At 36.8% G+C, this 14,709-nt stretch carries 17 protein-coding genes; 11 read left to right on the top strand and 6 right to left on the bottom strand.

Features of this window, described 5'->3' with window-relative positions:
* Nucleotides 1-311: 311 nt before the first annotated feature.
* From IMZ31_RS17115 to IMZ31_RS17105, 3 genes are all read left to right on the top strand, one after another.
* Nucleotides 312-872: a DUF7686 domain-containing protein gene (locus tag IMZ31_RS17115; RefSeq protein ID WP_207528463.1), complete on the top strand. Its 561-nt coding sequence runs from the start codon at nucleotides 312-314 to the stop codon at nucleotides 870-872.
* A 196-nt stretch (nucleotides 873-1,068) separates the two neighbouring features.
* Nucleotides 1,069-1,230 (top strand): hypothetical protein, encoded by a 162-nt coding sequence (locus tag IMZ31_RS17110; RefSeq protein WP_207528462.1) that lies wholly within the window; start codon nucleotides 1,069-1,071, stop codon nucleotides 1,228-1,230.
* Between the two features lie 34 nt (nucleotides 1,231-1,264).
* Entirely contained in the window at nucleotides 1,265-1,774 is a 510-nt protein-coding gene (locus IMZ31_RS17105) for a GNAT family N-acetyltransferase (protein WP_207528461.1), read from the top strand.
* Nucleotides 1,775-2,119: 345 nt separating this feature from the next.
* Here IMZ31_RS17105 and IMZ31_RS17100 read toward each other — a convergent pair whose 3' ends face one another.
* The gene (locus IMZ31_RS17100; protein ID WP_207528460.1) at nucleotides 2,120-2,347 is read right to left on the bottom strand and encodes a hypothetical protein; all 228 of its coding nucleotides are present in this window, start codon (nucleotides 2,345-2,347) and stop codon (nucleotides 2,120-2,122) included.
* Between the two features lie 461 nt (nucleotides 2,348-2,808).
* Between IMZ31_RS17100 and IMZ31_RS17095 the strand changes: the two genes are divergently transcribed.
* From IMZ31_RS17095 to IMZ31_RS17080, 4 genes are all read left to right on the top strand, one after another.
* The gene (locus IMZ31_RS17095) at nucleotides 2,809-3,588 is read left to right on the top strand and encodes a transposase (RefSeq protein WP_207528459.1); all 780 of its coding nucleotides are present in this window, start codon (nucleotides 2,809-2,811) and stop codon (nucleotides 3,586-3,588) included.
* A 161-nt stretch (nucleotides 3,589-3,749) separates the two neighbouring features.
* Nucleotides 3,750-5,219, top strand: a complete 1,470-nt coding sequence (locus tag IMZ31_RS17090; protein WP_207528458.1) for a YifB family Mg chelatase-like AAA ATPase — start codon at nucleotides 3,750-3,752, stop codon at nucleotides 5,217-5,219.
* A 120-nt stretch (nucleotides 5,220-5,339) separates the two neighbouring features.
* Nucleotides 5,340-5,603: a DUF4160 domain-containing protein gene (locus IMZ31_RS17085; RefSeq protein WP_207528457.1), complete on the top strand. Its 264-nt coding sequence runs from the start codon at nucleotides 5,340-5,342 to the stop codon at nucleotides 5,601-5,603.
* 15 nt (nucleotides 5,604-5,618) lie between these two features.
* Nucleotides 5,619-5,918, top strand: a complete 300-nt coding sequence (locus IMZ31_RS17080) for a DUF2442 domain-containing protein (RefSeq protein ID WP_207528456.1) — start codon at nucleotides 5,619-5,621, stop codon at nucleotides 5,916-5,918.
* 695 nt (nucleotides 5,919-6,613) lie between these two features.
* Here the strand turns inward: IMZ31_RS17080 and IMZ31_RS17075 are convergent.
* Entirely contained in the window at nucleotides 6,614-6,952 is a 339-nt protein-coding gene (locus IMZ31_RS17075; protein ID WP_207528455.1) for a hypothetical protein, read from the bottom strand.
* 579 nt (nucleotides 6,953-7,531) lie between these two features.
* Between IMZ31_RS17075 and IMZ31_RS17070 the strand changes: the two genes are divergently transcribed.
* The 4 genes from IMZ31_RS17070 (at nucleotide 7,532) to IMZ31_RS17055 (ending at nucleotide 11,445) form a co-directional block, all read left to right on the top strand.
* Entirely contained in the window at nucleotides 7,532-7,957 is a 426-nt protein-coding gene (locus IMZ31_RS17070) for a hypothetical protein (RefSeq protein ID WP_207528454.1), read from the top strand.
* Between the two features lie 163 nt (nucleotides 7,958-8,120).
* Nucleotides 8,121-8,678: a metal-dependent hydrolase gene (locus tag IMZ31_RS17065; RefSeq protein WP_207528453.1), complete on the top strand. Its 558-nt coding sequence runs from the start codon at nucleotides 8,121-8,123 to the stop codon at nucleotides 8,676-8,678.
* A gap of 12 nt (nucleotides 8,679-8,690) precedes the next feature.
* A complete protein-coding gene (locus IMZ31_RS17060) occupies nucleotides 8,691-10,331 on the top strand; it encodes a helicase-associated domain-containing protein (protein WP_207528452.1) in 1,641 nt (546 codons plus the stop codon).
* The gene (locus IMZ31_RS17055; RefSeq protein WP_207528451.1) at nucleotides 10,321-11,445 is read left to right on the top strand and encodes a hypothetical protein; all 1,125 of its coding nucleotides are present in this window, start codon (nucleotides 10,321-10,323) and stop codon (nucleotides 11,443-11,445) included. Before IMZ31_RS17060 ends, IMZ31_RS17055 begins: the two co-directional genes overlap by 11 nt.
* A gap of 90 nt (nucleotides 11,446-11,535) precedes the next feature.
* Here IMZ31_RS17055 and IMZ31_RS17050 read toward each other — a convergent pair whose 3' ends face one another.
* The 4 genes from IMZ31_RS17050 to IMZ31_RS17035 all read right to left on the bottom strand — a co-directional run bounded on the left by IMZ31_RS17050 (nucleotide 11,536) and on the right by IMZ31_RS17035 (nucleotide 14,493).
* Entirely contained in the window at nucleotides 11,536-11,772 is a 237-nt protein-coding gene (locus IMZ31_RS17050) for a DUF2188 domain-containing protein (RefSeq protein WP_098353075.1), read from the bottom strand.
* Nucleotides 11,773-12,059: 287 nt separating this feature from the next.
* Nucleotides 12,060-12,515: a hypothetical protein gene (locus IMZ31_RS17045; RefSeq protein WP_207528450.1), complete on the bottom strand. Its 456-nt coding sequence runs from the start codon at nucleotides 12,513-12,515 to the stop codon at nucleotides 12,060-12,062.
* A complete protein-coding gene (locus IMZ31_RS17040; protein ID WP_207528449.1) occupies nucleotides 12,516-13,571 on the bottom strand; it encodes a hypothetical protein in 1,056 nt (351 codons plus the stop codon).
* Nucleotides 13,558-14,493 (bottom strand): MvdC/MvdD family ATP grasp protein, encoded by a 936-nt coding sequence (locus IMZ31_RS17035; protein ID WP_242705599.1) that lies wholly within the window; start codon nucleotides 14,491-14,493, stop codon nucleotides 13,558-13,560. Before IMZ31_RS17035 ends, IMZ31_RS17040 begins: the two co-directional genes overlap by 14 nt.
* Nucleotides 14,494-14,709: the final 216 nt, after the last annotated feature.

Genomic DNA, 14,709 nt, shown 5'->3' with positions numbered 1-14,709 from the left:
ATAAAAACCTATGCATTTTACAATAACGAATAGGGAGTGTGTGAATCTATGCTAAATAGTACATTAAAGAAAGAAGCTGTAGAGAAACTCAAAAAGGCTTTTCATCAATACGAAAAGTCTTCTAAAGGAAGCACGGGGACGGTTCCCGTGCTTCCTTTTAGAATTAATATTTTCTTTTAAGGGAGCACCAGAACCACCCCCGAGCTCCTCAAAAACATAAAATTTTCCACAACCCCCTGCATGGTATAATGAGTACGACCAAATATAGGGATATGTTCTTTGTCCTTGTTTATAATGGGGGAGGAATAATATTGATTTTATGTGATCGTTGTGAATATAGAGAAGCTACCATCGTCATAACAAGTGATCGTCAGAAGGAATTTTGTGGATCTTGTTATAACGAGATGGTTTCTGAAGAAATGGGAATTAAGCTAGAGGGGATTCCTGAAGAGGTTGTTGCCCGTGATTATTGTGACACCAAAAGGACCTTTAACGTTCAACAGCGACTATATCCGAATGGTATATTCTTAGAAGCTGCAGAAAATAGAGAATATGGTTATCAGTTTGCTGTTCATGGGGAGTTAGAGTGTAATCATAGTGAGTTATTTCAGAGACTTATAGATAAAGTGAAACGTGGTGTAGCTACACAATGGATTGAGGAAAAGGAATTTCCCAATGGTCAACAATACCACTCACTCATTGAAGATCAGGCAGTTGGATTTGTTGATTATAATGGGGTGAGTTCTTCTGGACCCATGTTGGTTATAGATGGACGTCCCTATACTTGGGAACAGTTTGGTGAGATAGTAAAGACTTATGAAGGATCTCAATTTGTAATGAAGTTCTTTGATGAGACAGATGATGTGGACTAAGTAAAAAGCGGTTTGGTGCTTTTTACTGGTCTCCAATCCTCCTCAAGCTTCAAGGTTTTTGGCTAATGATAATAGGGAAAAATAATAGAAAGGAACCCAAGCTGTCTGTTAGAATGTGGTATTTTTTTCTTGATGTGGTCTATAGAAGAGTGATACTATTCAATATATAAGTCCTTACAATAAAGGAGGGCGTGTGATGAGCTTATTTATGAGAGATAAACCCAAGTTAAGTAAGATGGCTCAAGATAAGTTTATGAGAAGAAAAAAGCTCGTAGAATTTCAAAGAAAGAAAAGAGTAATTGATAGAGTAAATGGTAATGCTGAAGAGAGAAACGCAGAGGATCTAGTAAGAAATTAGATATCTTAAATGTCGTTAAAGGTTGAGGTAGTTAATGCTTAGTCATTTTGTAATTGAGCCCATAGAATCCTTTTATAACGATGAAAGTGATTGGATGATTCTTCAATCTTTCCTTTCTACAAATACTTCAATAGACAACTTCTTAAGGCAAGAAGCATACTATAAGTCAATTGAATTTCAGGGGAACACAAGTTTACTACTTTCACCTAAGAAAGATCTGATTGGTTATTTTACACTAGTAGATAGTACGATTGAGTTTCCTGATTTAGTTGTTCCATGTATTGAAGTAGCTAAACTAGCTGTGCAGGAAGATTACCAAGAACAAGGAATTGGTACGTACTTGTTAGAGGAAATTGCGCGTGTTGCAAGACAAACGAATCATAGGTATTTAACACTAGACGCTCTCTTTTTACACTACATGTGGTATCAAAAGAGAGGGTTTTTTTGTTTAGATCCCGACGAGGTAGATAATCATTCTGACCTCATTTACATGTGCCATGACTTGTATGACGAGGATGTAGTTTCTCACTTTTTAGAAGAATAGAAGTATAATAGGTGCTTGCTTTTGACCATAATGGTTACCAAAAAGAGGTGTACCTTATGCCGCTATTCAAGCGAAAGAAACCTAATCTTACTAAAAAAGATGAGGAACGATTCTTGGAAAAAAAGAAAAAGAAAGAAAAGAAAAGGGAAAAAAATAAAAAGTCAGGTGAGTAATGGTGGAGCACGGGTGTAACCGGGCTTCTTTTTCATTTTGTGGAAGCACAGGCACGGTTCCCGCGCTTCCTTTTCTATTGACTCTGTTCAAGTTTATTGTTGATATAAAAAAGGGGCTACCGTTAAATCTACGCACCCCTTCTTACTATTTGTTTTTACCTAACTTAAAAACCTAAATTCCGCCAGAACCTCCTCCAAAAGGACCGCCAGCTCTTCCGATACCCTTTTGAGTTTCTGCTTTATTTTCAGCATCTTGCTTTTCGGCTTTCATCTCTCTGTCAGACTTCCCTTCCCACTTTTTCACAGGATTAGCTTTGTGTTTTTTATAGTCTCTAAACTTAACAACTCCGATAACTAATACAATTGTAGCAATTGAAATAATAGGTATTATACTTTCCATAATTTACATCCCTCTTTGTTCATCATATCGCTCTTACGTTAAATAAAGTCAATCATTACCCTGAAAATTTAGACAGCCTGATTGTATCATATGTTTCTTTGTTTGGAATTAAATTTCCTTTTTAGGTGAACTAATTGATCCTGAAGAAGCACTAGCACCGTCCCCCGCGCTTCTTGAATCACAAATTTAGCGGAGAAACGTGCGGAATCGTATCAGAGTCAGCGATTAATCGAATTACCATTTTGACTCAATACATATGGTCGATTTTGCTTTTTTGCTAGACAGAACTTCAAAGATATCCTCCTTATTCTAAGCCATGTTTGAAAAATGGAAATTCGCGCTTTGTTAGCCAAAAGTATAAACTGGTTTCATTCAATCGAAAAGAAAGAGTTGGTCTGAGAGCTATGAGCAGAAGGGGGAGGAGTTCTTAATCGAAACGTGCCAATGATCGAGGTGATAAATTGCCACGAAGGAGAAGAAGGAAGAGTCGAAATGGAATCTATCATGTCATACTGCGAGGTGCGAATAAACAAGAGATATTCCACTGTGATGAAGATCGCCATCGATTTTTAAACACACTGCTGAAGTACAAGATCCGTACTGAGATGCAAGTATATGCCTGGTGTCTGATGGATAATCATCTTCACCTCCTAGTGAAAGAAGGAGACGAAAGCATTTCACTCGTTATGAAGCGGATTGGAATCAGTTATGCGCAGTACTATAACTGGATGTACCGAACGACAGGGCATTTGTTTCAGGATCGGTTCCGCAGTGAGAAGGTGGAGGATCTTCGTTATGTATTGGCAGTGACCCGCTATATTCACCAAAATCCGGTCAAGGCAGGGATGGTTCAATCTCCTGACGAGTGGGAGTGGAGTAGCTGCAGGGGGTACTACGGGAGATCGGTCTCTCCGTCCGGTCTTTTAAATGAACGGTTTGTACTGGGGATGTTCTCTGAGAGTAAGCCATCACCACGTGAAGCGTTTCGAGAGTTTAACGAAAGAAGTAATGAAGACAAGTGTCTAAAGCCCTTTGAAAGAGAGAAAAAGCGGTTAACAGACAAAGAGGCACGGGTAGAGATTCTTCAGATCCTAGGTGCGGTATCCATCCCGCAAGTGAAGAGCTTGCCAAGGGAAGAGCGAAACTATTTGTTGAGGAAAGTTAAAAAGATTGATGGAGTATCACAGCGGCAAGCTGCGAGGATCCTCGGTGTGTCTCCGAACTTGTTATTTAAAGCTTGAATTCCGATATTAATAACGTAAGAGATGAAGAGGGATTTTTATTATAGTTTTGCGTTCTCTAAGCTAGATTTTTGCTATTGATCAAACGTTTGATCAATTTGGAAGAACCCCTATTATATAAGGAAGCACGAAAACCGTCCCGTGCATGAGGAGGTGGAGCGATGGCAGTAGCCATTCAAAGTATCGGACTAAAAGGAATAGAAGGCTACCCTGTAACAGTGGAAATAGAGAAGCTGGACGGGGTGGAGTCTGTTGTCGTTGTAGGTTTGCCCGGTGCTGCAGTAAAGGAGTCAAAGGAGCGAGTTCTTGCTGCTCTCAAAGGTTTTGGCATTAATTTTACCGATCGAAGAGTCATCGTCAACTTGTCACCCGCCGAGGAGAAGAAACATGGGCCGATGTTTGATGTGGCCATGGCCATTGGCATTCTCAAATGTTTCGGTACACTGAAGGGCGTTATTCCAGATGATACAGCCTTCATTGGTTCCCTGTCGCTGACCGGAAAAGTTCAGTCAATCAGAGGGATACTTCCTGCGATTATGTCAGCAAAAAAGTTAGGGATCAAACGTCTTTTTGTCCCTTATAATTGCAATGTGCCAATACAGGAAATTGAAGGGCTTGAGATTATCTACGTTGAATATCTGATGGAGCTCGTCGATCATTTATCCGGAGGAGGCGGTTTGTCACTTGTTCCTCCTAAGACGGAGTTGGCTTTGGACCAATGTTCTTTTCCTGGTGTTGATTTCAAAGAAGTCATAGGACAGGAGAAGGCGAAGCGTGCGCTTGAGGTTGCGGCAGCTGGTGGTCACAACGTTATGATGATTGGTCCGCCCGGTTGTGGGAAGAGCTTGTTAGCCGAGGGTTTCCCGTCGATTATGCCAAAGCTAGAACTAGAGTCACAGCTTGAGAATGTAAGTTTATATGAACTCGCCAATACCTCATTATCCTCGCTAGGAAGACCACCCTTTCGCTCCCCACACCATTCCGCATCCGCTGTTTCCATTATTGGAGGCGGCTCTAATCCAACACCTGGTGAAATTTCGTTAGCCAATCATGGTGTTCTTTTCTTAGATGAATTAGCCGAATTCCCGAAGAAAACGCTCGATATGCTACGTCAGCCGCTCGAATCCGGACGCGTAACCATCAGTCGTGCCCAAGCCACCGTTACCTATCCTGCCAAATTCCTGCTTTTATCCGCCATGAACCCGTGCCCATGCGGCTACCTTGGCGCCACGACCCATTACTGCACCTGCTCCCCCAAACAAGTACAGGCTTACCAGAACAAAGTATCAGGCCCTGTTCAGGACCGCATTGATATCATTCTTCATTTAACCCCGGTGAATCTCCAGCAAGAAAGAAAAGAAGACGCCCCTAGTTCCTCAGATATTCAGAAACGGGTTCAAGTAGCGCGTGATCTTCAGTATAAAAGGCACGGGAAAGTGTGCTGTAATGCTGAATTGTCTATAGAAGAAGTACGTACGATGATCCCTTTAACAGAGGAGCAGAAGTCGTTTCTTCAAAACAGAGCGGTGAAAGAGAATTGGAGTAATCGTGTACAAATGAAGATGCACCGTCTGGCCAGGACCATTTCTGATCTGAGAGGTGAGGAAGCGGTGTCGGATGAGGCGTTGTAGGAGGCGGTTACGATGAGGAGGGGGAATAGTGGATTGGTTAAGAAGAAGGTGGTTAGGTGAGGATGTCTTCATCGAATTATAAACATCATAAATAAATTGAAGTAAAGCAGGGATGAATGTATGCCAACCATTAGTCATTTTGGAGGGATTGCAATACATTTATATTATAATGATCATGATCCTCCTCATTTCCATGTTAATTATTCCGGATTATTGACAAGAATAGAAATAGATACAGGTGAGTATGTAAATGATGATAGTCCTTTACCCCGAGGAAAGGAGAAAGAGGTCTTAAAATGGCTGGACATTCATAAGGATGATATGATGAAGGCATGGAATGATTGTAGACATAACCAAGTGCCGGACAAAATACCACCCTTATAGTAGGAGGTGTTTTCTATGATTCTTATTCATAAGGCAGCGGTGATCCCAGAATTAGAAGGTTGGTTGCTCATCGATTTTTCAGATGGATCCAAAAAGTTTGTGGATATAAAACCACTTATGAAAGGTGTTCTTGAAAAACTAAGAGAACCAGACGTTTTCCATCAAGTCTATGTAGACCCTGATTTAAAGACGGTCACCTGGCCTGGGGAATTAGATTTAGATCCGGATCAGTTGTATAAAGAAGGCATTGATGTGAAAGAAATTAAAAAGCTATTTGAATCAGCACAAGATAGAAATTTATTAGAGAGAGCTTAATGGAAGCGCGGGAGAGGTCCTGGACGGGACATAGGGACAGGTTCATTGTCCCTTTTTTAAGAAGTACGAGAATAGTGGTGTGGTATTAATGAATGACGCACTCACATAAGATATTTTGTTTGATATAGTTAGTAATACTCAATAAACTTAGGTTTGAGTATTTTTCCTCGGAGGGTTTATGATACTACTAATTTATTTAGGATTTATACTAATTTCTTTGCTTTTATCATTATTTACATCAATTACAACCTATAAGAAGATAAACAACTTCAAAGCTGCTTTTACTATTGGTGTGGGGCAAACTTTTACAATGTTTGCAGTCGCGTTTATTTGGTGGACAAATATAGAAGATTCATTCATTTCTCAACAAAATGGATCAATTTACTATCTTGTTTCAATTGTCATTACTGTCGGTTTAAATTATTTTGTAATTAAATACTTAAATCAAAAAGAGCAGACATAAAAGAGGTACAGAAAAACCACTAAAAATTTTTTAGTGGTTTTTCTGTTGGGGGAAAGCTTGGGACGGTACGGGACTGATGATAAGTACTTAATTTGTTAAAGCTCCGCACACTGTCATCAAAATATAAGTACCACAGGGACAGGTCCCTTTGCACATGATTGGGGGTGCCAATGGACCCGTCCCCGTGGTACTTATACCTGTGGTACTTCTGGGGGTGGTACTTCGGGTACATCTATAATTGAACAGGATCATCTTTTGAAGGAACGTCCTTCACTAGCAAATCTGCCCGCTTTCTCATTAAGTTGTTTGCATCGATTTGCGCTTGATACATAAACAGAAGTATTCCTCCAATTATAGTTATTCCGCTCAAAATAAAGTAAGCTGTGGCTTGCGTTCCATTAATAATGTAGTTATATGCATCTCCGCCGACATATACATTTACAAACTCTTCCTCATCAGCATATTCACTTTCTGGGTTGCTGTACTGAGTAAGCTTGTTGAAGCCAAAGAATAGAAACACCAGCGAGAAAAGCAAAAGGATCACAGCAATTGATTGTACGGGTTTTAACATAAAAATACCTACTTTCCTAATTTTTATTTTTAAAATCATAACTGCCTATAAGTATATTAGACTACATTTTGATCGAAAAAAGTACCAAAAAAATATATAATATAAACTTTTTGGAAAATTAATTGAGAAGCACAGGTGCGGTTTTCGTGCTTCTTTTTAGCATTAATATCTTCTTTGTAAGCACCAGAACCATTTTCGCGTTTCTTAAACACCAAATAATACATAATTTTGCAGGAATCCTTTTGAGTACCTAGAATTATATAAGGGATAGAAGGGGGGGGGGCATATGGAATGGATGATGAGATACGCTGAAAAAGTAACGGAAAATCACTTTGATTTGTAGATAGTAGAAAAACAATTAAGCCGATGTGAGGTTAATAATTATATTTAACATATCTATATTACATAAAAATACAAGCTTAATATTAACGGGCACCTTACCTGCAAAGAGCAAATACCTTCGGTTGGGTTCACTGTTTCTTCCAATCATATACCTAGTGACCCGTCCCCGTGGTACTCCAAACATAGATGGTAAAACGTTAGAAAAGTTGAATCAATCAAGATTAGGAGGAAAGCTTAATGAAAAGACTAACAATTATTATATTTAGTGTGCTGCTACTTATAACGCTATTTACCGGATGTAGCTCCAAGCTAACATCCTCTGAAAAGCAAGTACCGGACTTAACTGGAGAATGGAAGCAACTAAACAGTAACTCTGAAGATTCTTATCAAGCCGCTACAATAAGTGATGATACTATCGAAATTTACTGGGTAAGTGATAACGGAGACACAAAATCACTTTATTGGGCTGGCTCTTTTATCGCTCCGACAACTGCTGACAAATCTTTTACATGGGATTCAAAAAATGACCATAGTAAAACTGATAGTGCTATGCTTGCATCTCAGGATGACACTAAAACCATGACATATCAAAATGGAGTATTAAGTTATGAGGTTTCCATTATGGGAACGACTACAAAAGTTAAACTCGAAAAACAAAAATAATGAAAGGAAGCACAGGTACGCTTCCCGTGCTTCCTCTTTCAGTGAATTTTCAGTTTGAATGAAACACTAGAACTGTCCCCGCGCTTATCAAGAAATAAAAAGTTCTATCCATATATAACCAAGCATATCCATTAAATAAATTCATATGGGGAGCTTGGTTATTTTGCGTTATAAAACACACATCGTAAGCTCATTAACAGCAGGTGCTAGTTTATCGATTATGTTAAGTTATCCTTTTCATATTGGATATGTAATTGGGATATGTTTCGGTAGCTTACTGCCGGATATTGATGAACCACAATCTTTTGTTGGTCGTAGATCCTTTGGTCTTTCTAAGCACGTTAAAAAAAGATATGGTCATCGAGGCATTACACATAGTTTATTCGCCTGGATGCTTGTATCAGTTGTTATTATAATCTATCCATCTTTTTTTACAGTTGGTATTTCATTAGGCTATCTGTTTCATTTAATTGGAGACTTCTTTTCAGTAAGCAGCATTCCTATTCTTTCCCCATTTAAATCAGTTCGTCCTAAACTCCCCATTACATACAAAACAGGTAGTTTTACAGAAGACATATTACTCTATATTTTTACTTTTCTATTATTTTATCTTGTTTTTGTGAATGAAAACCTCTCCTTTTATTTAATACAATCAACCTCCGAGTTAGTTTCTTCAATTATTCATATATTAATGGATTACCTAAAGACAATATCTAAATGAGGAAGTGGAGAAGTGTATAGAAAACCATTGGTCATTCATCCTGACAGCAGGAATATTTATTTGTTGGAAGGTTTAGATGAAAAGGGAGAAATCGGTCAGGAATTAATTGAATTCGCAGATTTAATTCAAGCACCCGAGAAAGTTCATACATATGCTTTAACTCCATACGCGTTATGGACTGCAAAAGCAAAAGGGGTAGAAGTAGACTATATTATTCGCTTCTTAGAGCAACAATCTCAAAATGTAGTACCAACTTCGTTAAAAGAGACTATTAAACAGAATATGAACCATTTTGGAGCATTACAATTTTTCATGGATGATGATCGGTTGCAATTACAGGCAAGAACGGAAGAGTTAATAAGCGAAATTAAAGCCATTGAGGGAATTCAAAGTAAAATCGTAGGTCATCCGGATCCGAAGACTTTATTGTTTAAAGCTCGGTACAGAAAAGAGGTTAAGAAACTACTCTTTGAGCATGAATTATTTGCAAAAGATATTGTATATGAAGTTGGAGAGGAATTAGATATTACCAGCATAAACCTTCGTCTATTGGATTACCAGCATGCTGCAGTTGAGTCGTATTTAACTTTTAACCACCAAGCTGGTGGTGGAGGAACGATAATTATGCCACCGAACTCAGGGAAGGTCCGAGTTGGAATTAAAATCATTGAGGCATTAAAAACATCAACACTAATAATTGTTGAAGATAAACATAGGGCAGAGAAGTGGAAAGGTGAACTTATCGAAAAGACAGACCTGTCTGAGAGCAATATTACAATCTTTAGTAAGGAAGGCAAAAGCTTAAAACCAATTACAATTGGAACATATGAAATTCTTGCTGATCACGTAGAGGATTTGGAGGGATTTGGTTTTGTGATATATGACGATGCTCATAAACTTCCAACTCCAACGCATGAAAGAACAGCAGATATTCAATCAACAAATAAATTAGCTTTAGCATCAACTCTTGCAAGATCTGATAGCAATGGTCATCTTGTTTTAGCATTAATTGGACCAAGGTGGTATGAAGTACTGCACCGAACCCTAGTAAACAGAGGATACCAAGTTCCAGTGAGGTGCGTAGAAGTTAAAATCCCTTTGCCTCCAGATGAGCGGCGTGAATATATAGCTAGAGATCCTAATAAGAAAGTAAATCCGGACACTTTAAATTCTAACAAATATAAGGCGTTATCCATTTTATTAAAAAAAGAGAAAGTAAAAAGATTATTGGTTGTTTCTTATTTCAATGAGGTTACAACAGCATGTAGTGAACAAATTGAAATAGATACATTGACGAATCAGTTAGGTGAGGAAAAGCAAAAATACCTTATAAGTTCTTTTAACAGTAGAGAGATTGATAAATTAATAACATCCTCAAAACTTATTGAAAATATGCCACTTTCCATGGTTGAAGTGATGATTGCCTTATCCCATCAGCAAGGGTCTGAAAGGGAAGAATATCTTCGGCTGGGGAAATTACTGCCGGCAGAAAAGTGGAAAAAAGATGCCGTATTGTACTCTCTCGTTTCATTAAATACGGATGAGGAAAGACATTATTCCAAAAGAAGACGAAGACTTATCAATTATGGGTTTCATTATCGAATTCTTACCTTTGAGGAGTTAGTGGATAGGGGGGAATTTTTTGAATCATAGAGAAGCCCTATTGCAGTTAGATGAAGAACATTTAGATGATATCTTGAACAAATTAAAAATAGAACCTTTTAAAGATGCTACGAAATCATGGATTGCAAAGGATATCGCAGCATTTTATCAAGATTCAAAAAAATTTCATCGTGTAATACAAAGCTTTAGTGAAAAGACAATATATGATTTACTACTTTTTGCACATATTCAAAAGCCAATTACTGATGAACAAGCACAGTTCTTCAATGAATATGGAATACTTGTTGAGAAAGAGCTTCCAGGTGATTTGAAAGATAATTTAATCCAGTGGTCAAGATCGATGTTTGTTATAACTTTTTCATCAATTAGTGAAGGTACTAACCATAGCTTTTTCTTAAAGTGTGTTTTATTACTTAATTACTTTGAAAGAGAACAGAATGTGAAATTAACGCAGAGAAAAAATGATCGTAATGTTCGTCTTTTGACAGAAGAGTTAATCATGGACAAGGAAACAGTTTGGAAAGTAATTAATACGTTAGTTAATTATGGATTGATCCAGAAAACTAAACATCTATATGAACTTAATATCTCAGCTTATACTAAATGGAAAAAGCAAACTGTAGACAAGGTTTTAGAAACATTTTATGGGAAGCAAGTTGGGAGGAGGGGAATTTTATTTTTACAAAAAATCTCCAAATATCAGCAAAATCCAGATGAATGGGTTGATATGACTGTTATTTCAGACACGGCTATGGAATTTGACCAAACAAGGCAATTAGGTTTAATACAGGTTCATAGGGAGTCAGGAAAAACATATGTTCAATTGATGCCTGAGGGCTGGTATCTTACTAAAAAGCAAGTTCATCCGTTATGGAATCAAGAAGCATTGTTAGTATCAGCTTCATTTGAAATTTTTGTACCTTATCATTACGATCCATTTATACTATTTGAACTACTGCCAGTATGTAGAATGAAGGATTCACATTACTTTTTAGTATTTGATATTGAACTGGATCAGATAATGAAAAATAAAAAAGTCACACAAGAATTTCATTACACTTTAACTGGATGCGCTTCAGCAATTCCAGATGTAGTAGATTATGAACTTAAAGTAGCAATAAATAAATTAAAAGAAGAAGTATAAAGATATCAAAGGAACCCACCGAGTTGATGTATAGGATTCTATACGGATACTTGGTGGGTTATTTCTACTTGGCAGCTCCGGATATGCTGGCTAATGCTTTTTATCTTTTGGTGGGTTTGGGTCATTCCCGTAGCTGTCAGAATCTCGAAACTTACCATTTTTCCCTTGAATTCTTAATTCTGAACTGTTGCTTTTGGCCCGTTCTCTTCCGTAACTTATAGCATCCCTTTGAGTATCGAATGTTTTTGCTACCCTTGATTTGTTTTCACCACGAACAGCCCATTTATCTCCATGTCTTACAACGTACTGATTATCTTTGTTTGCCATTATTACACCTCCTCTCTTTTACAAAGTTCAACAAATTTGATAATAAACCTTCTATTATATGGAATTTTCGGTAAACTGAATTTATTAGAATTCGCCAGGTTATTTTGCTAGAGACTGAGGAAACTGAGGAAGCACGAGCACGGTTCAAGGTTAGTGAATAATTATTATTCTTAATATAGTAATAGGAACTTAGGGTACTTACAAAAAAACCATCGTATCTCTGTGTTACGATGGTTTTAGCAGTGCTTATAAAAGGTTGGTTACATACAGTTGTGTAGAAAGTTAATTTATATGATGGGATATTCGTCAGGGTCTGTTGCTTCTAGAGTCTTAGTAATACGAGTAGAATCAGGGCCCATTAGCATTTCATCTTCATCATCATTTTCAACTACAAAAGTTTGTCTAGTAGTTGGTGGACCGAGTTGACATTCAACGTCGTCTCCGTTTTCTACGGTTTCACTAAGTATAGTTGTATCTGGCCCTGCAAATTGATAGTTATCTTCATCAGTGTCTTCTAAGGTAGCAGTTGCTCTTGTAGTATTAGGCCCTGCGTAATTTTCTTCATCATCACTATTTTCAATAACTCTTGTTTCAATGGATTTATCGCGAGGTCCAAAAAATGCAGCGTGTACAGTTTTTTCTTTATCCAAGTAATTTACTTGAGTCAAATGGTCATATACCAAGGTAATATTCTCTTGTATTGGGTACTCTTCAGCATATAGGCTAATATACGGCTTCTTCATCTAATCCTCCTCAATTACTATAACTGAAATCATTTGCGTGTTGGTATCTCTTAATTCTATTATATCAGCAGATCCGTCATTATACATATCTAGGAATTTCACTAAAGCTGAGAAGCTAGAAGTTTCGTCATTATACAAAATTATTAGCTTATCAATATTGCTGTATAGCAATCGATTTTTTATGTTAGTAAGCTCTAAATCATTAATCTTCAGAAAATCACCATTAGACTGGGGCTCAGTTAAATGGATAAGGGTCGATGGTGAACTGCTTTTTTCTATATCTATACTACTGTGTACTTTTGAAATATGTTGTTCAGCAGTATGAGCAGCAAGAAGGAAAACGCTAATTAAGACAAAATATATCATATACTTTTCTATATTTTTAATTAAAGTGACTTGAAAATTACTTTCACCTTTAATAGTGCGCCACTCGTAATAGAGTAACTCGGTAAGTTCTTTCAATGGTGTATCAGAGTTCCGGATTGTGCTAAATAGGGTTCTATTATATCCTCTGACTTTCATAAAGTCATTGAAAAATAAGAGTAAATTAACTAGAACATAGGCGAGAGCAACTAAAAATAATAGCTTATAGTCATCAGTGAGATTATGAAGTTTCCCCAATTGTGTCCCGTATAGCGGCAATATCAAAGCAATTATTGCTATGTAAGCAACATATTTATTAAATGTCTTATTCTTTGTGCCTTCCAACTGGTTAATTTTGTACATAAGTGCTTCTTTGTGAACTAAAACTTTGTCATCACTAACTGTCTCAAGTTCTACCTTATAGGTATCATAAGCTTCATCTGCTTCATCGTTGGGATAATTACACACTTCCTCTAATTTAATTATTTTTGAAATTTTTATTTCCTTAGTGGCAGAGCAAAAAGTGATTAAATGAACGATCCTCTTACCCCAATTAAAACTTAGGAAAGATATCCTTAATCGCCCTAGGGAACTTTCTTTAATTTCTCCAAATCGCAAATCATCAGATATTCTTATAATGGGACTATACGATAAAATCTTGCAAAGGAATAATATTATTTTATTTCTCATCATTCTTATCTTCTCCAGTTAAGTACTCCACAATTTTATCTGCAATACCTAGATTCAGCTTTTCCTCAAGCCATTGCCACTGACCATTTGCATTTAGTTCTAAGAAGACATAATTTTGTTTGTTTACTATGAAATCAAATGCAGCAAAATGTATGTCGAGCTTGTCCATCATTTCATAACATTTATTTTCAATATCCTCTGGAACTTTAATTTTACTGTAGTGTACTTTGGCATCTTTTTTACGCCAGTCAACATTGTTCGAAGATTCCACTTTAACACCAAAACATACACCTTGCACAATGGTTAATCGTACTTCATAATCTTTCTCCATATATGCCTGAAAATAGGCAGGTGAAAATTCAAGTCCTTCGATATTTCCTGTATCTTTGACTATATTTGTTTGAATGAAATTAGCGGTCTGGCTTGTATTAACTCTTCCAACTGATATAGGTTTTACAATTGAGCTTTCTTGAGTTGCTACAAATTCTCGGGCCGATCTATTTGAATTGGTAAGTAGAGAGGGTGGAACCGTAAAACCAACTTCTTTTGCTATCTGTATTTGAACAATCTTGTTATCAGCTTTTTTAAGAATTGAAGGTCTAGTTAATGCTACTTTTCCAGCATTTTCTGCTATTCCTTCTATTATAGTCATCATTTCTTTGTACATTAGATTCCTATATTTAGCATCAAAACCTTGGAGATCCGGTAAAGTAATCTTTCTATAATAAACCCCATGACAATCATTAATATTAACTGAAATGTTTGTTATTGTATTTGAAATAACTGTATCGACATTAGTAACCTCTATATCATAGTCATTAAATTTATCAGTATTAAAACGAAAAAAACAAACCTTTTCACTGAAACGATGGATAATACTATCGACGGTAAGGTCCATCGAATTCGTTATTATTAAAATGTACATACTTATTTCCTCCAATAGTAACTTAACAATTCCTTCTAATCTTCCGATCTTTTAGACAATTATACAGTATTTAGTAATTAAATAGTTTATTGGTTAAGTGAAAACTTAAAGAGAAGTATTAGTCCACTATCGAAATAAACTTTTATCTAAAAAAGTAGTACAGCTTATTAAATTGTATTTATTGGAAAATATTTCTTGACCGGTGTTGTGTGAGTG

This window comes from Pontibacillus sp. ALD_SL1, assembly GCF_017355605.1.
The sequence above is the reverse complement of the archived record's forward strand: the minus strand, read 5'-3'. Positions and strand labels throughout refer to the sequence as shown.